This is a genomic window from Frigoribacterium sp. PhB160 (genome assembly GCF_003751785.1).
In the GTDB taxonomy this organism is placed as follows: Bacteria; Actinomycetota; Actinomycetes; order Actinomycetales; family Microbacteriaceae; genus Frigoribacterium.
Genome location: NZ_RKIE01000001.1, coordinates 1,656,066 through 1,677,230 on the forward strand (window position 1 = coordinate 1,656,066; position 21,165 = coordinate 1,677,230).

Here is a 21,165-nt window from a genome sequence, read left to right on the forward strand (position 1 = left end):
TGTGTGGTCTCCTCTCGCGTTGCAATCTCCCGTTCTAACGTCGGGGGACGTCGTGATGTTTCACGCGGGAGACATTCACAGTCGGTTCACAGTGGTTCGGCAGAGCCGCCCGCGACCTCGATGACGGCCAGATCGGCGCGGTCGGTGACGATGCCGTGAACGCCGAGACCGACCAGCCGACGCATGTCGAGCGGGGCGTTCACGGTCCAGACGTGGGTCTCGACGCCGATGGCCGTGAGCTCGGCCACGCGCTCGGCGGTGACGATGCGGACGCGGCCGTAGGCCTCCGGCACCTGGACCGCGCCGCAACCGCGCAGCGCCAGGCGGAGCAGCCGGCGTCGCAGGGCCGGCACCGGCACGAGCCCCGCGGCCATCATGCCGACGACCCCCGACCGCGACGCCGACGTCGCCGTCCCCGGCAGCAGGCGCAGGGCCCGCCTGCGGCTCCCGCCGTCGAACGAGGTGAGCAGCACGCGCCGCTCGGCGCCGACGCGCCGGATCGCCTCCACGGCCGGGACCACCGCCTCCGGCACCTTGAGGTCGATGTTGAACCGCGTGTCGGGGAAGGCGTCGAGCGCCTCGGCCAGGGTGGGCAGCTCCTGGTCGTGGTCGAGGCGAACGGCCTTCACCGCGGCGAGGTCGAGGTCCCTCAGGCGCTCGTCGCGTCCCGCGAGTCGCCGTAGGTCGGGGTCGTGACTGATCACGGCGACGTCGTCCCGCGTGGCGTGGACGTCGGTCTCGACGTACTCGACCCCCAGCGCGATCGCGTGCGCGAACGCGAGCATCGTGTTCTCGGGTGCGTCGACCGCGAGCCCCCGGTGCGCGAGGACGCGGGGCGTCGCCCCGCCGAACCAGCCGGAGGCGCGGTCCGCCACGGTCAGGGAGCCGTCGGAGGCGTCGCCTCGCGTCCCGGTGCCGGCGGGTCGTCCGTCGTCGACCCGGCCTGCTCGTCCTCACCCATGGCGTCGGTCGTGCCGACCCGCGTCCCGGCGGCGCCGGGCGTCGCCCCGGTCGCGGTCGGGAAGCCCAGGTCGGGCTCCGACCCGAGGTCGACGGTGGTCGCGAGGTCGGGCGTGACGTCCATCTCGGACACCTTGGTCGTGGGCTTGGGGGTCCAGCCGGGCGCGTCCGGGTTCTTCGGCTGGAAGAAGCCCTGCCCGATGCCCGAGAGCGCCTCGGTGAGCTCGCTCGGGATGATCCAGAGCTTGTTGCTCGACCCCTCGGCCAGCTTCGGCAGGGTCTGCAGGTACTGGTAGGCCAGCAGCTTGGGGTCGGGATCGCCCTGGTGGATGGCGTTGAAGACCGTGTCGATCGCCTCCGCCTCGCCCTGCGCCCGGAGCACCTGGGCCTTCGCCTCGCCCTCGGCCCGCAGGATCGCCGACTGGCGCATGCCCTCCGCCTCGAGGATCTGCGACTGCTTGGTGCCCTCGGCGGTGAGGATCGCGGCGCGGCGGCTCCGCTCGGCGCGCATCTGCTGCTCCATGCTGTCCTGGATGGAGGCGGGCGGGTCGATGGCCTTGAGCTCGACGCGTCCGACGCGGATGCCCCACTTGCCGGTGGCCTCGTCGAGGACGATGCGGAGCTGGCCGTTGATGTTGTCGCGGCTGGTCAGCGCCTCCTCCAGGTTCAGCCCGCCGACGACGTTGCGGAGCGTGGTGGTGGTCAGCTGCTCGACGGCGCCGAGGTAGTTGGCGATCTCGTAGGTCGCGGCCCGTGCGTCCGTCACCTGGAAGTAGACGACCGTGTCGATCGAGACGACGAGGTTGTCCTCGGTGATGACCGGCTGCGGCGGGAAGGAGACGACCTGCTCGCGCATGTCGATCAGGGGCCGGACGCGGTCGATGAACGGCACGAGGAGGTTGAGGCCCGGCAGGAGGGTCTTGTGGTACTTGCCGAGCCGTTCCACGACGCCGGCCGAGGCCTGCGGGATGATGCGAACGGCGCGGAACAGCACGACGAGCACGAGGACGACGACGATCGCGATGACCACGAGGGTGGCGATCGTGCCGGCGGTGAGGGACTGGTCCATGAGACTTCCTCTCAGGCGGGGACGACCAGGGCGGTCGACCCCTCGATGGCGGTGACGACGACGGCGGCGCCCGTGTCGAGCGTGGCACCCTCGCCGACGGACGTCGGGGGAGTGGAGATGAGGCGCGCGGTCCAGGTGTCGCCGTTGGACAGCTTGACCTGGCCTGCGTGGGCCGAGAGGGGCACGACGACAGTGCCCCGCAGCCCGAGCAGCGCCTCGACGTTGCTGGGGGTCGGGTCGCCGCCCTTGCCGAGGGCCCGCAGCAGCGGAGGCCTGACGGTGAAGAGCAGCAAGACCGCCAGCACGGCGGCAACGACGACCTGCAACCACCAGGGAGCCCCGAAGAGGCCGGCGAGCAGCCCGCCGACGCTGCCGATCGCGAGCATGAGGAAGGTGAACTCGAGCGTGGTCACCTCGACCACGACGAAGAGCAGGATCAGCGCGATCCACACGATCCATGCGTACTGGGTGACGACGTCCACGTCGGTCCTCCTTCGTTCCCCCTGTTATGGAAACTACCATCCGCGCCCGTCGCCCGACGGGGCGGTTGCTAGTCTCGGGGCTGGTCCTCAGCCGACCAGGTGCCCGCGGAGGGCGCCGAACCGCATCCCCACAGTCTGGAGTCGCCTCGTGTCCAACCCCCTCGCCGCAGGATCCCTCACCGGCAAGCGCGCCCTCGTCACCGGCTCGTCACGCGGCATCGGGGCCGACACGGTGCAGTACCTCGCCGGGGCGGGCGCCAAGGTGGTCGTCAACTACCGCAACAAGGAGAAGCGCGCGCAGCAGCTCGTCGCGAAGATCGAGGCCGCGGGCGGCGAGGCGATCGCCGTGGGCGCCGACCTCACCGACGCCGGCAGCCTCGCCGCGATGTTCTCCGTGGTCGAGGGGGAGTGGGGCGGACTCGACGTGCTCGTCATGAACGCCTCGGGAGGCATGGAGAGCGGCATGGCCGAGGACTACGCCCTGCAGCTCAACCGCGACGCCCAGGTCTCGCTCCTCACCGCGGCGCTGCCGCTCATGGCGCCCGGCTCCCGCGTCGTCTTCGTCACGAGCCACCAGGCCCACTTCATCCGCACGACCGAGACGATGCCGGAGTACCTGCCGGTCGCGCTGAGCAAGCGCGCCGGCGAGGACGCCCTCCGCGAGATGATCCCGCAGCTCGAGGCCGCGGGCGTCGAGTTCGTCGTGGTCTCGGGCGACATGATCGAGGGCACGATCACCGCGACGCTGCTCGAGCGCTCGAACCCCGGCGCGATCTCGTCGCGCAAGGAGAGCGCCGGCAAGCTCTACAACGTCGCCGAGTTCGCGGCCGAGGTCGCCTCGGCCGTCGTCGACCCGGTGCCCGCCGACCGCACGCGGTACGTCGGCGACACCAGCGACTTCGCCCCGCTGGCCTGAGACGCAGGCGCCTCGTGACCGAGCGGATCGTCCGGCCGACCTCGCGCCTCCTCGTGCTCGACGAGGAGGACCGGCTGTTGCTGATGATGACCAAGGCGCCCGACACGAGCGGCTCGGCCCGCTGGATCACGCCCGGAGGGGGAGTCGACCCCGGCGAGGACCACCCGACGGCCGCCGTCCGCGAGCTGCGCGAGGAGACCGGCCAGGTGGTCGACGACGTGGGCCCGGTCGTGCACGTCGACGACTTCGAGGTGCCTTGGGACGCCGCCGACCACACGCACGGCCACGCCGAGTTCTTCGTGGTGCGGCTGCCGCACTTCGAGGTCGTCGACGACGGCTGGACCGACGACGAGCGCACCGACATCCTCGAGTCGCGCTGGTTCACGCTCGACGAGCTCGCGAGCACCAGCGACCCGGTCGAGCCGGAGGCCCTGGTCGAGCTGCTGAGGTCGGTCCTGCAGCCCGGTGGCCACGCCGCGCCCTGACGGTCTCGCCGACCCCTCTCGGCACCCCTCTCGAAGATGTGGATGATGTCCGATAATGCACATTATGTCAGCTCAGTGATCTCGGCCCCTTCCCCGTCGGCTCTCCGGCGCTCGCTCACGCGGGGTGCGGCTGTCAGACTGGACGGATGACCAGCAGCCCCGTCGACCGGCCTCGCATCGAGGCCGCCGTGCTCGAGATCCTCGCCGCGATCGGCGACGACCCGGGTCGTGCCGGGCTCGCCTCGACGCCTCGGCGCGTGGCCGAGGCGTACGCCGAGTTCTTCGCCGGCGTGGGCGTCGACGCGTCGGCTCTCGTCCGGGCGGCCGCCGTCCCGGCCGAGCCGGGACGCCTCGGCGAGCTCGTCATCGTGCGCGACGTCGAGTTCCGCTCCGTCTGCGAGCACCACCTGCTGCCGTTCCTCGGCGTGGCGCACGTCGCCTACGTGCCGGGCGAACGCCTGCTCGGGCTCGGGGCGGTCCCCCGGGTCGTCGACGCCGTCGCGGCCCGGCCCCAGCTGCAGGAACGCCTCGGCGAAGAGCTGGCCGACGCGCTGGACGCGGGTGCCGCGCCCGCAGGCGTGCTGGTCGTGCTCGAGGCCGTCCACGGCTGCGTGACCACCCGAGGCCCCCGACAAGTCCGCAGCTCGACCGTGACCGTGGCGAGCCGGGGCGTGCTGGGCGACACCGCGGCGCGGGCCGAGGCCCTGGCCTTGATCGGCGCGCCTCGCGAGCCCCGGCCGCCGCTCCCCCGCCGGTAGCCGCTCAGGCCTCCCCGAACCCGCCCTCGATCAGCTCCACGAGGTCGTCGACCGCCGCGGCGGCGTCCGGACCGGTCGCCATGACCGACACGGTCGCGCCCTTGCCGAGCGCGAGCCCCATGATGCGGAGCAGGCTCTTCGCGTCGACCCCGTTGACGGTCACGTCGGCCTGGAAGGTCGAGGCGTGCGTGACGAGATCGGCCGCCGGCCGGGCGTGCAGGCCGGAGTCGTTGACGAGCACGGCCGAGCGCTCGACCACGTCACCGCCGCGCAGCGGTCGCTCGTCGGCGTGCGTGTCGGCGACACCGGTCGCCGACCTGGCGGCCGAGGCGACGTCCTCGAGCGACCCGCCCGTCTCGGCGGCCACGGACGCCGCGACCGAGCCCTCGACGATCGGGGCGTCGGCGATCACGACCCGTGCCGCGTCGTCGTCGTCGAGGAAGTCGACGGCCGTCTCGGCGGTGAGGATCGCGCTGCCGAGGTCGCAGAGCACGACGACCCCGTCGCCGGAGTCGGCCGCGGCGAGGGCGTCGGTGACCTTGGCGAAGCTCGTGCCCAGGCCTCCCTCGTCGGTGCCGCCGGCGGCGACGAGCGTCGTGGACGGCGCCATCTGGCGCGCGAGCTCGACGACGCCCTCGGCGATGGCGGAGCTGTGGGAGACGACGACGATCCCGACGGGAGCCATGATCAGGCCTCCTCGGCGGTGTCGGCGGCGGCCTGGATGATGAGCGACGACGACTGCGCACCGGGATCACGATGCCCGACGGCTCGCTCTCCGAGGTAGCTGGCCCGGCCCTTCCGCGCCACGAGCGGCTCGGTCGAGGCGGCCCCCGCGGCGGCGGCGTCGGACGCGGCCCGCAGGACGGTCGCCGGGGTCGCTCCCCCGGCCGCGGCCTCGGACGCCGCCTCGACGGCCGGCGACCAGGCGTCGATCATCGTCTTGTCACCGACCTCGGCCTTGCCGCGCAGCACGACGCCGTCCCGCGCCGCGGAGAGGAAGGCGACCACGGCGTCGGCGTCGAGGACGGACGCGTCGCCGAGGGCACCCGCTCCCTTGAGGAAGGCGGTGCCGAGGAGCGGGCCGGACGCGCCTCCCACGGTCGAGATCAGCGTCGTCGCGACCATCTTGAGCAGGGCGCCGGGCGTGGCGTCGTCGGGCTGGGTCGCGAGCTTGGCGCGCACGGCCGAGAAGCCGCGCTCCAGGTTCTCGCCGTGGTCGCCGTCGCCGATCTCGCGGTCGAGCTCGACGAGCGCGGCCCGCGACTCCGTGACGACGTCGGCCGTGCGCTCGATGAAGGCACGGGTCCAGTGGGCGTCGAGTGTCATCGGTGGTCCTCCTCGGTGGTCGTGGTGTCGGTGTCGGCAGCGGGGAGGCGCGTCATCGCCCGTGCCGGAGGGCCGCGGTCTCGACGGGCGCGTCCCACAGCTCGGCGAGCTCGTCGTCGAGCCGGGTGACGGTGATCGACATGCCCTGCATCTCGAGGGAGGTGACGTAGTCGCCCACGAGGCTGCGGCTCACCTCGATCCCGGCCTCCGCGAGCACCTCGGCGGCCCGGCGGAAGGCGATGTAGAGCTCGACCAGGGGCGTGCCGCCCATCCCGTTGACGAAGAGGAGCACGCGGTCGCCCGCGGTGGCCCCGAGGTCGTCGAGGACGGCTCCGAGCAGGCGGTCGACGATGCGGTCGACCGGCTCGAGCGGCACGCGCTCGCGCCCGGGCTCGCCGTGGATGCCGATGCCGATCTCGATCTCGTCGTCGGCCAGCGTGAAGCTGGGCTCGCCGGCGTGGGGCACGACGCCGGCGGTGAGCGCGACGCCCATCGTGCGCGTCGCCGCGTTCGTCCGGCGCGCGACCTCCGCGACCTGCTCCAGCGAGTCGCCGCGCTCGGCGGCCGCGCCGGCGGTCTTCTCCACCACGACCGTGCCGGCCACCCCGCGTCGACCGGCCGTGTAGAGGGAGTCCTTGACGGCCACGTCGTCGTCGACCACGACGGTCGCGACGGTGATGCCCTCCGCCTCGGCGAGGTCGGCGGCGGTCTCGAAGTTGAGCACGTCGCCCGTGTAGTTCTTCACGATGTAGAGGACGCCCGCTCCCCCGTCGACGGCCTGCGTCGCGGCGAGCACCGGGTCGGGGGTCGGCGACGTGAAGACGGGGCCCGGGACGGCGGCGTCGAGCATGCCCGGGCCCACGAAGCCGGCGTGCAGGGGCTCGTGCCCGCTGCCCCCGCCGCTGACGATCGCGACCTTGCCCTGCCCCTTGGCGGAGGCGCGCCTCACGAACACGGGATCGAGCGAGACGGTCAGCAGGTCGGGATGCGCCATGCCGAGGCCGGCGACGGCCTCCGTGACGACGTCCTTCGGATCGTTGATGAGCTTCTTCATCGAAGTTCCTCTCGTAGGGATGACCCCTGTCGTGGAAACGCACCACTATGCCGCAAAGCTACCCCTCGACACCCCGTCTGCACATATGTGCATCGCTGGTGATTTTGCTATCCATCGGGTGACTTTCCAGGTCTATGGTGTTGACACACGCTCACCGCGGAGGTGCACAGTCGCACCCCGCCGGACGACAAGGAAGGTCGACGTGAACCTGGGATTGATTTTTCTTTCGGAAGTGGTGGGCACAGCGATGCTCATCATCCTCGGTGGCGGTGTCGTCGCCAACGTGTCCCTGACGAAGTCGAAGGGATTCAACGGCGGCACCCTCATGGTGAACATCGGCTGGGGCCTCGCGGTCTTCGCCGGCGTGACCGTCTCGTACTCCTCCGGGGCGCACCTCAACCCGGCCGTGAGCATCGCGCAGCTGATCCTCGGCAACATCGACTTCGTCGCGTTCCTCGTCTACGTCGCGGCGCAGATGATCGGAGCGATCATCGGTGCCGTCATCGTGTGGCTGGCCTACAAGCAGCACTTCGACGAGGAGCCCGACCCCGCCGCCAAGCTGGGCGTGTTCTCGACCGGCCCGGCGATCCGCAGCTACGGCTGGAACCTCGTCACGGAGATCATCGGCACCTTCGTGCTGGTCTTCAGCATCATCGCCTTCACCAACGGCCAGACCCCGGCCGCCCTCGGCGCCATCCCGGTCGCCTTCATCGTGATCGTCATCGGCACGTCGCTCGGCGGGCCCACCGGCTACGCCATCAACCCGGCCCGTGACCTCGGCCCGCGCATCGCCCACGCCATCCTGCCCATCAAGGGCAAGGGCTCGAACGACTGGGGCTACGCGTGGGTCCCCGTCGTCGGCCCGCTGATCGGCGGCGTCCTCGCGGCGCTGCTGTCGTTCCCGCTGCTGCCGATCGTCGTCGCGGCCTAGCCCGACGCCCCGGCACCATCCGCGGCCGACGCGCCGCACCCGCACCACCTGCCGAACCGACCCGGCGCGGACGGCGACGGCACCACCGTGCCCGCCGTCCGCGCCCGGGCACCCGATCCGCACCATCAACGACGAAGGAGCACCACCAGTGAGCGACGACTACATCCTCGCGATCGACCAGGGCACGACCAGCACCCGGGCGATCATCTTCGACCACTCCGGCTCGATCGTGGCCACGGGCCAGAAAGAGCACGAGCAGATCTTCCCCCGGGCCGGCTGGGTCGAGCACGACCCCGCCGAGATCTGGGAGAACACCCGCGAGGTCATCGGCCAGGCGCTCTCGCGTGCCGACATCACGCGTCACAACATCAAGGCCGTCGGCATCACCAACCAGCGCGAGACCGCCGTCGTGTGGGACAAGACGACCGGCAAGGCCGTCTACAACGCGATCGTCTGGCAGGACACGCGGACCCAGTCGATCGTCGACCGCCTCGCGGCGGACGGCGGCGTCGAGCGCTTCAAGCCCGTCGTGGGCCTGCCGCTCGCCACGTACTTCTCCGGCACGAAGGTCGTCTGGATCCTCGAGAACGTCGAGGGGGCGCGCGAGAAGGCCGAGGCCGGCGACCTGCTCTTCGGCACCACCGACACGTGGGTCCTCTGGAACCTCACCGGCGGCACCGACGGCGGCGTGCACGTGACCGACGTCACCAACGCCTCGCGCACCCTGTTCATGGACCTCGAGACGCTCCAGTGGCGCGACGACATCCTCGAGGCCTTCGACGTGCCCCGCTCGATGCTGCCCGAGATCAAGAGCTCCTCCGAGGTCTACGGCACGGTCGAGGCGTCCAGCCTCCTCCGTGAGGTGCCGATCGCCGGCATCCTCGGCGACCAGCAGGCCGCGACCTTCGGCCAGGCGGCCTTCGACCAGGGCGAGTCGAAGAACACCTACGGCACCGGCAACTTCCTCATCTTCAACACGGGAGAGGAGATCGTCCACTCGAAGAACGGCCTCCTCACCACGCTCGGCTACAAGCTCGGCGACGCGGCCCCGCACTACGCCCTCGAGGGCTCGATCGCGGTCACCGGCTCGCTCATCCAGTGGCTGCGCGACAACCTCGGCATGATCGGCTCGGCCCCCGAGGTCGAGCAGCTCGCCAAGAGCGTCGAGGACAACGGCGGCGTCTACTTCGTGCCGGCGTTCTCGGGCCTCTTCGCCCCGTACTGGCGCTCGGACGCCCGCGGTGCACTGGTCGGCCTGACCCGCTACGTCAACAAGGGCCACATCGCGCGCGCCGCCCTCGAGGCGACCGCGTTCCAGACCCGCGAGGTGCTCGACGCGGTCAACGCCGACTCGGGCGTCGACCTGACCGAGCTCAAGGTCGACGGCGGCATGACCGCCAACGACGCGCTCATGCAGTTCCAGGCCGACATCCTGAACGTGCCCGTGGTGCGCCCCGTCGTCGCCGAGACCACCGCGCTCGGCGCGGCCTACGCCGCCGGTCTCGCCGTCGGCTTCTGGGAGACCCTCGACGACCTCCGCGCCAACTGGCAGGAAGACAAGCGCTGGACGCCGAACATCGAGGCCGACGAGCGCGACCGCACCCTCCGCCTCTGGAAGAAGGCCGTCACGAAGACCTTCGACTGGGTCGACGAGGACGTCAACTGACGCCAGGCGACACACGAAGGGCCCGTTCCTCGGAACGGGCCCTTCCGTCGTCCCCGGGCTCCCGGCGGGGCGAGCGGCCCCGAGGAGGCGCGGTGCGCCTCCCGCGGTGCGCCCCGGCCCTCAGGCGGTCGCCCTCGACCGCGTGGCGGCGACCCACGCGTCGAGCTTGGCGATCGCGTCCCCCGAGTCGATCGCCCGCGCCGCCACGAGCAGCTGCTCGCGGAACCGCGCCACGATCGGACGATCGCGCTCGGACTGGTCGGCCGCCAACCGGTACGAGACGAGGCCGGCCGCCGCGTTGAGCAGGACGATGTCGCGGACGGGACCGGTCTCGCCGGCGAGGACCCGGCGCGCGATCGCGGCGTTGTGCTCGGCGTCGCCGCCGACGAGGTCGTCGATGCGGGCGCGCGCGATGCCCAGGTCGAGGGGGTCGAGGTCGTGCTCCGTGACGGAGCCCGCCGTCACCTCCCAGATGTGGCTGTGTCCGGTCGTCGTGAGCTCGTCCAGGCCGTCGTCGCCCCGGAAGACGAGGGCCGTGGCGCCCCGGGTCTGGAACACGCCCACGATGAGGGGCACCTTGTCGAGCTGGGCGACGCCGACGGCGCTGGCCTCGGGCCGGGCGGGGTTGACGAGCGGGCCGAGGAAGTTGAAGACCGTGGGCACGCCGATCTCGCGGCGCACCGCGGCGGCGTTGCCGAACCCCGGGTGGAAGGCGGCGGCGTAGGCGAAGGTGAGGCCCGCCTCCCCCAGCACCTCGGCGACCCGGTCAGCGCCGAGGGTGAGGTCGACGCCCAGGGCGGCCAGGACGTCGCTCGAGCCCGAGGCGGAGCTCGCGGCCCGGTTGCCGTGCTTGATCACCGGCACCCCGGTCGAGGCGACGACGACGGAGGCCATCGTCGACACGTTGACGGTGCCGAAGCGGTCTCCCCCGGTGCCGACGATGTCGACCGCCATGGAGTCGACGGGCAGGGCGACGGCGTGCGCGAGGACGGCGTCGCGGAAGCCCACGATCTCGTCGACGGTCTCGCCCTTGGCCCTCAACGCCACGAGGAACGCCGCGAGCTGGGCCGGGGTCGCCTCCCCCACCATCACGCGCTCCATGGCCCACGTCGCCTCGGAGATCGAGAGGTCTCGGCGGGCCAGCAGCGAGTCGATGAGCAGGGGCCAGGAGAGCGCGTCGGTCATGCGGACAGGCTACTGGCGGGAAGCATGCACCACGGATAGCTCGTCGTCAACAGAAATTCCCTGCGCGGGGTTTCCTGCGCAAACCCAGGGCGACTTACCAGGCATAATGGACCGCGTGACAAGTACCTCTCTCTCGAGACCTTCCAGCGGACCGGTCGTCAACCGACCGAGCACAGTGGCCGTGGGCACCATCGTGTGGCTCGGCAGCGAGGTCATGTTCTTCGCCGGCCTCTTCGCGATCTACTTCACGCTGCGGAGCACCTCCCCCGGGCTCTGGGCCGCCGAGACGTCGAAGCTCGACGTCCCGTTCGCCCTGACGAACACGATCATGCTCGTGCTGTCGTCGGTCACCTGCCAGTTCGGCGTCTTCGCCGCCGAGCGCATGCAGGCCCGACGCACGGGCAAGCTCTTCCAGGTCGGCTCGTGGGGCATGGTCGAGTGGTTCTTCCTCACCTACTCCATGGGCGCCGCCTTCATCTGCCTGCAGGTCTTCGAGTACGCGCACCTCATCTCCGAGCACGTCACGCTCAGTTCGAGCGCCTACGGCTCGGCCTTCTACATGACCACCGGCTTCCACGGTGCTCACGTCATCGGCGGGCTCATCGCCTTCCTCCTGACCATCGGTCGTGCGTTCGCGGCCAAGAACTTCGGTCACAAGGAGGCGACGACCGCCATCGTCGTCTCGTACTACTGGCACTTCGTCGACGTGGTGTGGATCGGCCTCTTCATGGTCGTCTACGTCCTCAAATAGGCATCGGAAAGTTCGCACAGCATGTTCTCCAAGACCTCGACCAGCAGCCGCAAGAAGACGGGACGCCGCGGGCCCCTCGCGACCGCGTCCCTCCTCCTCGTCGGCCTCCTGACGACCGGTGGCGCCTACGCGCTCTTCTCCTCGACGGCCACGGCCGACGAGGCCAGCACCACCGCCGCCGCCTCGCAGCAGAGCATCGACGAGGGCCAGAAGCTCTTCGCCTCGAACTGCGCCACCTGCCACGGCCTCTCCGCCGACGGCACCGGTGACGGCCCGAGCCTGATCGGCGTCGGCTCGGCCGCCGTCGACTTCCAGGTCGGCACGGGCCGCATGCCCATGGCCGTCAACGGACCGCAGGCGGAGGAGAAGCCCGCCCAGTTCACCGATGACCAGATCGCCGACATGGCGGCCTACATCGCGTCGCTGGCCCCCGGGCCCGCCATCCCGGAGGAGGAGTACCTCCAGGCCGACGGCGACACCACCAACGGCGCCGAGCTGTTCCGCATCAACTGCGCCATGTGCCACAACGTCGCCGGTGCCGGAGGCGCGCTGACGGCGGGCAAGTACGCTCCCGCCCTCGACGGCGTCACCTCGGCCCACATCTACGAGGCCATGCTCACCGGCCCGCAGAACATGCCGGTCTTCAACGACATGAACCTCTCCCCGCAGGACAAAGCGGACATCATCACGTACCTCAAGTACCTGGAGAAGAACCCGTCCCCGGGCGGGTTCGAGCTCGGCAGCCTCGGTCCGGTCGCCGAGGGTCTGTTCATCTGGATCTTCGGGCTCGGCGCGATCGTCGCCGTGACCATCTGGCTCACGGCCCGATCCAACTGACCGCGTCTCCCCGTACTTCACTGAAAGGCAGAACCCATGGCACAGCACGACGACGAGACCCCGGTCGCGGGCTCCGCTGTCGAGAAGCATGAGCCTCGACAGGTCTCGGCCGGCATCGCCGTCGTCACGACGGACGTCTTCGAGAACCCCGGTGAGCCGCCGCACCGCGACCGCGTCACCGACATCGACCCGGTCGCCGAGCGGCGCGCCGAGCGTCAGATCAGCACTTTCTTCTTCCTCTCCATCGTGGGCAGCATCGCGGCCATCGGTGCGTACATCGCGTTCCCCATCACTTCCGGCGACTCCGGCTCGGTGCGGCTGAACAACCTGTTCCTCGGACTCGGCATCGCCCTGGGCCTGCTCTCGGTGGGCATCGGTGCCGTGCACTGGTCGAAGACCCTCATGCCGGCTCGCGAGATCACGGAGATGCGCCACAGCACCCGTGGCACCGACGAGACGCGTGAGAAGGCCGTCGAGGTCTTCGCCCTGGGCAACCAGGAGTCCGGCTTCGGCCGTCGTGCGCTGATCCGCAACAGCCTCATCGGCGCCCTCGTGGCAACCCCCCTGCCCGCGGTCGTGCTGTTCCGCGACCTCGCTCCGGCGGAAGACCCCAACGAGGTCCTCCGTCACACCCTGTGGGAGGAGGGCACGCACCTCGCCCTCGACCCGTCCGGCGCCCGCATCAAGGCCTCGGACATCACTCTGGGATCCGTGTTCCACGTCATCCCCGAGACGCTCAACGAGTCCAGTCACCTGCTCGAGGAGAAGGCCAAGGCGGCCGTCCTCCTCATGCGCCTGCGCCCCGAGGACCTCAACATCCCCGAGGGCCGGGAGGACTGGCAGTACGACGGCATCGTCGCGTACTCGAAGATCTGCACGCACGTCGGCTGCCCCGTGGCGCTGTACGAGCAGCAGACACACCACCTGCTCTGCCCCTGCCACCAGTCGACCTTCGACGTGACGAACAACTGCGAAGTGATCTTCGGTCCGGCCAAGCGGCCGCTCCCGCAGCTGCCGATCGCCGTGGACGCCGAAGGGTACCTCGTCGCGCAGAGCGACTTCCACGAACCTGTGGGCCCGAGCTTCTGGGAGCGCGCCAAGTGATCACGAACACCCCTGCACCGAGCACCGAGACCACCGAGGCCTCGCTGCACAGCACCACCACGACCACGGCGCCCGCCTTCGCCCCGACGCGCACGAACCGCGTGTTCGGCGCGGCGGCCAACTACGTCGACGAGCGGACGAGCATGTCGGGCCTCGTCCGCGAGGTCGGCCGCAAGATCTTCCCCGACCACTGGTCGTTCATGCTCGGCGAGGTCGCGCTCTACTCGTTCGTCGTGATCCTGCTCTCGGGCACGTTCCTGACGTTCTTCTTCCAGCCGTCCATGGCCGAGGTGAACTACAACGGCTCGTACGTGCCGCTCAAGGGCCTCAACATGTCGGCCGCCATGGCGTCGACGCTCGACATCTCGTTCGACATCCGAGGCGGTCTCCTCTTCCGCCAGATCCACCACTGGGCGGCCCTGCTGTTCGTGGCCTCGATCATGCTGCACATGCTGCGCGTGTACTTCACGGGTGCGTTCCGCAAGCCCCGAGAGATCAACTGGGTCGTCGGCTTCACCCTCTGGGTCCTGGCCATGGCCGAGGGCTTCACGGGCTACTCGCTCCCCGACGACCTGCTCTCCGGCAACGGTGCGCGCATCATCGACGGCATGGTGAAGGGCATCCCCGTCATCGGCGTCTGGATCTCGTACCTGCTGTTCGGTGGCGAGTTCCCCGGTACCGACATGGTCGGCCGTTTCTACTCGCTGCACATCATGCTGCTCCCCGCATTGCTCATCGCGCTGCTGGGCGTCCACCTGCTGCTGCTCATCATCAACAAGCACACGCAGTGGGCAGGCCCCGGCAAGACGAACGAGAACGTCGTCGGCGTCCCCGTCATGCCCGTCTTCGCGGCGAAGGCCGGCGGCTTCTTCTTCATCGTCTTCGGTGTCATCGTCCTCATCGCGTCGCTGTTCACGATCAACCCGATCTGGAACTACGGCCCGTACGACCCGTCACCCGTCTCGGCCGGCACGCAGCCCGACTGGTACATCGGCTTCGCGGACGGTGCCCTGCGCCTCGTCCCGCCGGGCTGGGAGTTCGAGGCCTGGGGCTACACGGTCTCGATGAACATCCTCGTGCCGATCACGTTGCTCGTGCTCTTCATCCTCGCGGTGCTGCTGTACCCGTTCTTCGAGGCCTGGGTCACCGGCGACAAGCGCGAGCACCACGTGCTCGACCGTCCCCGCAACGCGCCCACGCGTACCGCGATCGGTGCGGCCGGCATCGTGTTCTACGCCAGCCTCTGGGCCGCCGCCAGCTCGGACATCATGGCCACGCACTTCAGGCTCTCCCTGAACTTCGTCATCCACGCCGTCCAGGCCTGCCTCATCCTCGGCCCGTTCATCGCCTTCTGGATCACGAAGCGCGTCTGCCTCGCTCTCCAGAAGAAGGACCGCGAGATCGCCCTCCACGGCTACGAGACCGGCCGCATCGTGCGCCTCCCCGGTGGCGAGTACGTCGAGGTCCACGAGCAGCTCGACGAGTACGAGCGCTGGCGCCTGCTGAACTACAACGAGTACGAGCCGCTGATGGTCCGACCGAACGCGAACGGCCAGATCACGGCCGTGCAGAGGTTCCGCTCCTCCGTGTCGTCGTTCTTCTTCGAGGACCGCATCGCTCCGGTGAAGCGCTCCGAGATCGAGGCTTCGCACCACGAGCAGCACTGATCGACCTGCTCCCCGACGAGGGCCCGACCACCACGGTGGTCGGGCCCTCGTCCGTTTCGGCGCGTCAGGCCGACGGCACGACGGACGCCGTGAGCAGGCCGGCCTGATCACGAGGTGCCGGGCGAGACGACCTGCCCCGAACCCGTGACGAGCTGGCCTGATCATGACGTGTCCACGGGCACCCACTCCCCCGTTCTGACCATCGAGCGCGCCCTGGGTTCACCAGCCTTCTCTGCTCGTACTGCGGACTGAGGTTGGAGATGCGACGCGGCACTCGATGCCGAGCCACCAGCTCACCTCGTCGACAGCCTCGGCGAGTGCCTCTACGCTCTGGACGGCCCACGACCGTGCGGGTCTCATTTTCCGAGCCGTGGAGGCGGGACCCCGAGACGCGTGAGAGCTTCCTGTGATGAGACGTCGCGCTCCCGAGGTCGAATTGCCCAGTCCCACGCGCAGGACGGACTGAGCGTGCCTGTGCGCCATCACGACGGGCTCGGCCACACCGCGCGCCCCTCGCAGGGAACTGCAGCTTCACGCCGTCAACAGCGGCACAGAGCCTTGAGCTGAGACAGTGTCGCCCGACGGTGGTGTCTCAGTGCAGTGGGTGACGGCCCCCAGGCCGCGGTGGGTCCTGCAGGCCGCGTCTGAGTCTCGCGCGGGCCGATGACCGATGACGCCGGCGCAGCGTGTCTCCGCGCCCCTTACGGTCACGTGCTCATGGGCTGACGAGGTGCTCGGACAACGAAGAAGGCGCCTCCTCCCGGTCAGGGAGAAGGCGCCTCAGCGTCGGTAGGTGTCAGTGGGCGAAGTTGCCGCGGTAGTACTCGTAGACCCAGCCGACCAGCGACACGGCGATCAACGCCGCACCGATGTAGATGATCCACATTCCGACCGCGAGGGCGAGGAAGACCAGGCCGCACGAGAAGGCGAGCAGGATGGGCCACCACGACCACGGGCTGAAATGCCCGAGCTCCGGGTCGCCGTCGTCGATGTTCGCGTCGAGGCGGTCCTCAGGAAGCTCCCCGCCCTGGGCCGCGTGGGAGCGGCCCATGTAGAAGGCGAGGAACGTGCCGAGTGCACCGGCGAGGCCGATGCCCATCGTCCCGGCCCACTCGACGCGGTTGGTGTCGATGATGCTCCAGACCGTGTAGACGGCACAGAGGAGGAAGAAGAAGATCGCGAGGATCCAGAAGAGGGTGGCGTTGGTCTTCATGCTCGTGGGCTCACTTCACCTGGTCGCTGGCAGCGTCGTACGTGGGGGCGTCGGGAGCGTCCTTCACCGGGCCGATGCCGACGGGCATGCCGGCCTCGGGGTGGTTCAGGTCGAACGCCGGCGACTCCGAGCGGATGCGCGGGATCGACGTGAAGTTGTGGCGGGGCGGCGGGCACGACGTCGCCCACTCGAGCGAGCGCGAGTAGCCCCACGGGTCGTTGACCTCGACCTTGGGCGCACGACGAGCCGTGATGTACACGTTGTAGAGGAACGGCAGGATCGAGACGCCGAGCAGCATGGCGCCGATCGTGGACAGCTGGTTCATCCACGTGAAGTGGTCCTCCGGCTGGTACGTCGCGTACCGACGGGGCATGCCCATCACTCCGAGCCAGTGCTGGACCAGGAACGTCGTGTGGAATCCGACGAACAGCATCCAGAAGTGGATCTTGCCGAGGCGCTCGTTCAGCATCTTGCCGGTCCACTTCGGCCACCAGAAGTAGAAGCCCGAGAACATCGCGAAGACGACCGTGCCGAACACGACGTAGTGGAAGTGGGCCACGACGAAGTACGTGTCGGACACGTGGAAGTCGAGGGGCGGCGACGCGAGGATGACGCCGGTGAGACCACCGAACGTGAACGTGATGAGGAAGCCGATCGCCCAGAGCATCGGGGTCTCGAACGTCACGGAGCCACGCCACATCGTGCCGATCCAGTTGAAGATCTTCACGCCGGTCGGCACCGCGATGAGCATGGTCATCAGGGAGAAGAACGGCAGCAGCACCGAGCCCGTCACGTACATGTGGTGGGCCCAGACGGTGACGGACAGCGCCGCGATGGAGATCGTCGCGTAGACCAGCGTCTTGTAGCCGAAGATCGGCTTGCGGCTGAAGACCGGCAGCACCTCGCTGATGATGCCGAAGAACGGCAGCGCGATGATGTAGACCTCGGGGTGGCCGAAGAACCAGAAGAGGTGCTGCCAGAGGATGGCGCCGCCGTTGGCCGGGTTGAACACCTGCGCGTCGAACACCCTGTCGAAGCCGAGGCCGAAGAGAGCCGCCGCCAGGACCGGGAACGCCATGATCACGAGGATCGACGTGATGAGCGTGTTCCAGGTGAAGATCGGCATGCGCCACATCGTCATGCCGGGCGCACGCATGGTGACGATCGTGGTGATGAAGTTGACCGACCCGAGGATGGTGCTGAACCCGGTCATGCCGAGGCCGAACACCCAGAGGTTCCCTCCGAGGCCTGGTGAGAACGTCGTGTCCGAGAGCGGCGCGTACGCGAACCAGCCGAACGACGCAGCACCCTGAGGGGTGAGGAAGCCAGCGACCGCGATCAGCGAGCCGAAGAGGTACAGCCAGAACGCGAACCCGTTGAGGCGCGGGAAGGCGACGTCGGGGGCACCGATCTGGAGGGGCATGAGCACGTTGGCGAAACCGGAGAAGAGCGGCGTCGCGAACATGAGCAGCATGATCGTGCCGTGCATGGTGAAGAGCTGGTTGTACTGCTCTTTGGTCTGCACGATCTCGAGCCCGGGAGCGAAGAGCTGGGCGCGGATGATCAGCGCCATGACTCCGCCCAGGCAGAAGAAGAGGAACGACGCGATCAGGTACATGTACCCGATGGTCTTGTGGTCGGTCGACGTGATCCAGTTCACGACGACGTTGCCCTTGCGGCCGACCTTCGACGCACCGAAGTCTTGGCCCGAGGATGTTCCGCCCGTGGTGGGGCGGGTGGCGGTGGCTGTCATCGAAGCGTGGCCTTACTCTTCGTCGGAGCCGGCGGCGACGGGCGCCTCGTTGTTCGGCTCGTTGGTGTTGGTGTTGTACTGGTCGCCGAGCAGACCCGTGTTGCCCTGGTCTGCGAGCGTCGCGAGGTAGTCGTCGTACTCGGCCTGCGAGACGACCTCCACGTTGAAGAGCATCAGCGAGTGGTACTCGCCGCAGAGCTCAGCGCACTTGCCGCTGAACGTGCCTTCTTTCTCGGGGGTGAAGTACATGGTGTTGGTCTTGCCGGGGATCGTGTCTTTCTTGTACAGGAAGTCGACGATCCAGAACGAGTGGGCGACGTCGCGCGACTTGAGGTCGATCTCGACGCTCTTGCCCACCGGCAGGTACAGGACGGGCAGCTGGCTCTCGTCGATGTTGCCGTCGCCGAGCTCCTGTGCCTGGATGCCCTGGTAGTAGACGCTGTCGTCGTCGCTCTGCTGGTCGATGTAGTTGAAGTCCCAGGCCCAGCGCTTGGCGTAGACGTCGATCTTGACGTCGGGGTTCGCGGTGGGCTCTTCGATGGCGGCCTGGTCGCGCGCCGTGAAGGCGAAGAAGCCGAGGACGAGGATGAGCGGGACGACCGTGTAGAAGATCTCGATCGGCATGTTGTAGCGCAGCTGCACCGGCAGGCCGGTCTGGCCCTTGCGACGGCGGTAGGCGATGCACGCCCAGATGACGAGTCCCCACGTGATGATGCCGACGATGAGCAGCACGATCCACGAGGTGACCCACAGGCCGATGATGCGGTCGACGTGGTTCGTCGTCCCGGCGGTGGTCGGCAGCCAGCCCTGGAGCTGGTCGGTGGTGCACCCCGCCAACACGAGAGCCATGACGGCGGCCACGGGGATGGCGGCCCAACGAAGACGGCGGTTAGAACGCACTGTTACCTCTCGGATGACACGACAGCGGGGGTGTTCCCAGTCTAGGACGGGACTTCCCTAGCCTACTCGCAGGTTGCCCCGACCTCCGTACGCCGCACGCCGGGTCGTTCGACGTCGAGCCTGGGACGACGACGGGGACCGCCCTGGTGGGCGGTCCCCGTGGGTGCGGGCCCGTCGGCCCGCGGGACGTCTCAGTGGAAGCTGTCGCCGCAGGCGCAGCTGCCCTGGGCGTTGGGGTTGTCGATGGTGAAGCCCTGCTTCTGGATCGTGTCCTCGAAGTCGATGGCAGCGCCCTCGAGGTACGGGACGCTCATCTTGTCGACGACGACCTCGACCCCGTCGTAGTCGACGGTGGCGTCGCCCTCGAGCAGGCGCTCGTCGAAGTAGAGCTGGTAGATGAGGCCGGAGCAGCCCCCGGGCTGGACGGCGACCCGGAGTCGCAGGTCGTCACGCCCCTCCTGGGTGAGGAGGCTGCGGACCTTGTCGGCCGCGGTGCTCGAGAGACCGACGCCGTGGGCGGGCTTCTCGGTCGTGCCCGCGGTCTCGACGGCGGTGGCGGTGTCGGTCATGAGGTCTCCGTTCGGGCGAGGTGAGCGTCGGACGCTCGTCGTCGACCAGTGTAAGCAGCCCTCCCCCGGATTTGTTCCTGCTGAGGGCTCACCCGTGCCCGCGTCGTCACGCCCGGGCGTCGAGCCGCGCCAGGAGGATCGCCTCGCTGAGGATCGCGCGGTGCAGCACGCCGAGGTGCTGCGACTCGTTCGGGCTGTGGGCCCGGGTGTCCGGGTCCTCGACGCCGGTGACGAGGATCTGCGCCTCGGGGAACGTGGCGACCAGGTCGGCGATGAAGGGGATCGACCCGCCGATGCCCGTCTGGACCGGCGCGGCGCCCCAGCCCTCGGTCATGGCGGCGGTCGCCTCCGAGATGGCCCAGCCCGTGGTGTCCACGAGGAAGGGCTCGCCCTGGTCGACGTCCTCGATCTCGACGTGCGCGCCGAAGGGAGCGTGCGACAGGAGGTGCGCCTCGAGGGCCGCGTAGGCGGACGCGGCCGTCTGTCCCGGGGCGATGCGCGCGCTGATCCGCACCGACGCCTCCGGGATGAGGGTGTTGGAGGCGTTGGCGACGCTGGGCGCGTCGATGCCGGTGACGGTGATGGACGGCTGCGACCAGACGCGGCTGAGGATCGGGCCCGTGCCGATCGGCGACACGCCCTCGAGCAGGCCCGACTCCTCGCGGAGGGTCTCCTCCGACTGCTCGGGGTGGTCCGCCTCGCGGGACGTGAGCCCCTCGACGGCGACGCTCCCCCGGTCGTCGTGCAGGGTGGCGAGGAGCTTGACGAGGGCGAGCATGGCGTCGGGCACCGCGCCTCCCAGCATCCCGGAGTGAGAGGCGTGCGCGAGGGTCCGCACCGTCAGGCGGAAGGTGACGTTGCCGCGGAGCCCCACGGTGATCGCGGGCACCGTCGTGCTCCAGTTGTCCGAGTCGGCCACGACGATGACGTCGGCCGCGAGCTCGTCCCGGTGCTGGACGAGGAAGTCGGCGAACGAGCGGGAGCCGAACTCCTCCTCGCCCTCGACGAAGAGGCTGACACCGACCCGGAGGTCGTCGCCGAGCACTTCGCGCACCGCGCGGAGGGCGGCCACGTGCGTGATGACGCCGGCCTTGTCGTCGGAGGCGCCCCGGCCGTAGAGACGGTCGCCCTTGAGGGTCGGCTCGAACGGCGGGGTGTCCCACGCGGCGTCGTCGCCCTGCGGCTGGACGTCGTGGTGCGCGTAGAGGAGGACCGTCGGGGCGCCGTCGCGGGCCGCACGACGCGCGAGGACGGCGGGCTGCCCGTGCTGGCCGGTGTCGCCGATCGGCGCCCGGCTGACGCGGACGTCGTCGAAGAGGCCGGTGTCGCGCACGAGGGCGGCCACGGCGTCCGCGCTCGCGGCCACGTGCGCCGGGTCGAACGCGTCCCAGCTCACCGAGGGGATGCGCACGAGGGCGCTCAGGTCGGCGACGGTGCGGGGCAGTCCGCCCTGCACGGCCTCCGCGAGTTCGCTGACAGTGGCGGGGTCGGTGGGCTGCACGGGGTGCTGCGAGACGGTCATGCAGGTAATCTTAGGAA

At 69.6% G+C, this 21,165-nt stretch carries 21 protein-coding genes; 9 read left to right on the top strand and 12 right to left on the bottom strand.

From position 1 onward, the window contains the following. Window positions 1-86: 86 nt before the first annotated feature. Genes EDF38_RS07855 through EDF38_RS07865 form a run of 3 tightly spaced genes read right to left on the bottom strand, consistent with a single transcriptional unit; the run spans window position 87 to window position 2,511 of the window. Window positions 87-875 carry a glycerophosphodiester phosphodiesterase family protein gene (locus tag EDF38_RS07855; protein WP_233572297.1) on the bottom strand — a complete coding sequence of 263 codons (789 nt, stop codon included), beginning with the start codon at window positions 873-875 and terminating at the stop codon, window positions 87-89. Between the two features lie 2 nt (window positions 876-877). Next, window positions 878-2,029 (bottom strand): SPFH domain-containing protein, encoded by a 1,152-nt coding sequence (locus EDF38_RS07860; protein WP_123354723.1) that lies wholly within the window; start codon window positions 2,027-2,029, stop codon window positions 878-880. An 11-nt stretch (window positions 2,030-2,040) separates the two neighbouring features. Then, the gene (locus tag EDF38_RS07865; RefSeq protein ID WP_123354724.1) at window positions 2,041-2,511 is read right to left on the bottom strand and encodes an NfeD family protein; all 471 of its coding nucleotides are present in this window, start codon (window positions 2,509-2,511) and stop codon (window positions 2,041-2,043) included. Window positions 2,512-2,659: 148 nt separating this feature from the next. Here EDF38_RS07865 and EDF38_RS07870 point away from each other — a divergent pair, with 148 nt between their 5' ends. The 3 genes from EDF38_RS07870 (at window position 2,660) to folE (ending at window position 4,670) form a co-directional block, all read left to right on the top strand. Next, window positions 2,660-3,427 carry an SDR family oxidoreductase gene (locus EDF38_RS07870; RefSeq protein WP_123354725.1) on the top strand — a complete coding sequence of 256 codons (768 nt, stop codon included), beginning with the start codon at window positions 2,660-2,662 and terminating at the stop codon, window positions 3,425-3,427. 14 nt (window positions 3,428-3,441) lie between these two features. Further along, complete coding sequence (locus tag EDF38_RS07875; protein WP_233572298.1) at window positions 3,442-3,912, top strand: NUDIX hydrolase; 471 nt, start codon at window positions 3,442-3,444, stop codon at window positions 3,910-3,912. Between the two features lie 146 nt (window positions 3,913-4,058). Continuing rightward, window positions 4,059-4,670, top strand: a complete 612-nt coding sequence (gene folE, locus EDF38_RS07880) for a GTP cyclohydrolase I (RefSeq protein WP_123354726.1) — start codon at window positions 4,059-4,061, stop codon at window positions 4,668-4,670. A 4-nt stretch (window positions 4,671-4,674) separates the two neighbouring features. On the opposite strand, the gene dhaM is transcribed toward folE, so the two are convergent. From dhaM to dhaK, 3 genes are read right to left on the bottom strand one after another with little or no spacing between them, the layout of a single operon-like run. Continuing rightward, the gene (gene dhaM / locus EDF38_RS07885) at window positions 4,675-5,355 is read right to left on the bottom strand and encodes a dihydroxyacetone kinase phosphoryl donor subunit DhaM (RefSeq protein ID WP_123354727.1); all 681 of its coding nucleotides are present in this window, start codon (window positions 5,353-5,355) and stop codon (window positions 4,675-4,677) included. Between the two features lie 2 nt (window positions 5,356-5,357). Beyond that, complete coding sequence (gene dhaL / locus EDF38_RS07890) at window positions 5,358-5,996, bottom strand: dihydroxyacetone kinase subunit DhaL (RefSeq protein ID WP_123354728.1); 639 nt, start codon at window positions 5,994-5,996, stop codon at window positions 5,358-5,360. Window positions 5,997-6,048: 52 nt separating this feature from the next. Continuing rightward, entirely contained in the window at window positions 6,049-7,050 is a 1,002-nt protein-coding gene (gene dhaK / locus EDF38_RS07895; protein WP_123354729.1) for a dihydroxyacetone kinase subunit DhaK, read from the bottom strand. Between the two features lie 202 nt (window positions 7,051-7,252). Between dhaK and EDF38_RS07900 the strand changes: the two genes are divergently transcribed. Further along, entirely contained in the window at window positions 7,253-7,981 is a 729-nt protein-coding gene (locus tag EDF38_RS07900; RefSeq protein ID WP_255409843.1) for an MIP/aquaporin family protein, read from the top strand. A gap of 148 nt (window positions 7,982-8,129) precedes the next feature. Continuing rightward, the gene (gene glpK / locus EDF38_RS07905) at window positions 8,130-9,647 is read left to right on the top strand and encodes a glycerol kinase GlpK (RefSeq protein WP_123354731.1); all 1,518 of its coding nucleotides are present in this window, start codon (window positions 8,130-8,132) and stop codon (window positions 9,645-9,647) included. 120 nt (window positions 9,648-9,767) lie between these two features. Here glpK and trpD read toward each other — a convergent pair whose 3' ends face one another. Beyond that, complete coding sequence (trpD, locus tag EDF38_RS07910) at window positions 9,768-10,832, bottom strand: anthranilate phosphoribosyltransferase (protein ID WP_123354732.1); 1,065 nt, start codon at window positions 10,830-10,832, stop codon at window positions 9,768-9,770. A gap of 106 nt (window positions 10,833-10,938) precedes the next feature. On the opposite strand from trpD, the gene EDF38_RS07915 reads away from it, so the two are divergent. Genes EDF38_RS07915 through EDF38_RS07930 form a run of 4 tightly spaced genes read left to right on the top strand, consistent with a single transcriptional unit; the run spans window position 10,939 to window position 15,191 of the window. After that, entirely contained in the window at window positions 10,939-11,583 is a 645-nt protein-coding gene (locus tag EDF38_RS07915) for a heme-copper oxidase subunit III (protein WP_199734608.1), read from the top strand. Between the two features lie 21 nt (window positions 11,584-11,604). Next, entirely contained in the window at window positions 11,605-12,420 is an 816-nt protein-coding gene (locus EDF38_RS07920; RefSeq protein WP_123354734.1) for a c-type cytochrome, read from the top strand. A 36-nt stretch (window positions 12,421-12,456) separates the two neighbouring features. Then, entirely contained in the window at window positions 12,457-13,524 is a 1,068-nt protein-coding gene (locus EDF38_RS07925) for a ubiquinol-cytochrome c reductase iron-sulfur subunit (RefSeq protein WP_123354735.1), read from the top strand. Then, window positions 13,521-15,191 carry a cytochrome bc complex cytochrome b subunit gene (locus EDF38_RS07930; protein WP_370275608.1) on the top strand — a complete coding sequence of 557 codons (1,671 nt, stop codon included), beginning with the start codon at window positions 13,521-13,523 and terminating at the stop codon, window positions 15,189-15,191. The genes EDF38_RS07925 and EDF38_RS07930 overlap by 4 nt, the downstream gene beginning before the upstream one ends. 796 nt (window positions 15,192-15,987) lie before the next feature. On the opposite strand, the gene EDF38_RS07935 is transcribed toward EDF38_RS07930, so the two are convergent. The 5 genes from EDF38_RS07935 to EDF38_RS07955 form a co-directional block, all read right to left on the bottom strand. Beyond that, window positions 15,988-16,404 (bottom strand): cytochrome c oxidase subunit 4, encoded by a 417-nt coding sequence (locus EDF38_RS07935; protein WP_123354736.1) that lies wholly within the window; start codon window positions 16,402-16,404, stop codon window positions 15,988-15,990. A gap of 10 nt (window positions 16,405-16,414) precedes the next feature. Then, entirely contained in the window at window positions 16,415-18,157 is a 1,743-nt protein-coding gene (gene ctaD, locus EDF38_RS07940; RefSeq protein WP_123354737.1) for a cytochrome c oxidase subunit I, read from the bottom strand. A gap of 12 nt (window positions 18,158-18,169) precedes the next feature. Then, complete coding sequence (gene coxB / locus EDF38_RS07945; RefSeq protein ID WP_123355106.1) at window positions 18,170-19,006, bottom strand: cytochrome c oxidase subunit II; 837 nt, start codon at window positions 19,004-19,006, stop codon at window positions 18,170-18,172. A gap of 242 nt (window positions 19,007-19,248) precedes the next feature. Continuing rightward, a complete protein-coding gene (gene erpA, locus EDF38_RS07950) occupies window positions 19,249-19,626 on the bottom strand; it encodes an iron-sulfur cluster insertion protein ErpA (RefSeq protein WP_123354738.1) in 378 nt (125 codons plus the stop codon). A 106-nt stretch (window positions 19,627-19,732) separates the two neighbouring features. Then, complete coding sequence (locus EDF38_RS07955) at window positions 19,733-21,148, bottom strand: dipeptidase (RefSeq protein ID WP_123354739.1); 1,416 nt, start codon at window positions 21,146-21,148, stop codon at window positions 19,733-19,735. Window positions 21,149-21,165 lie beyond the last annotated feature (17 nt).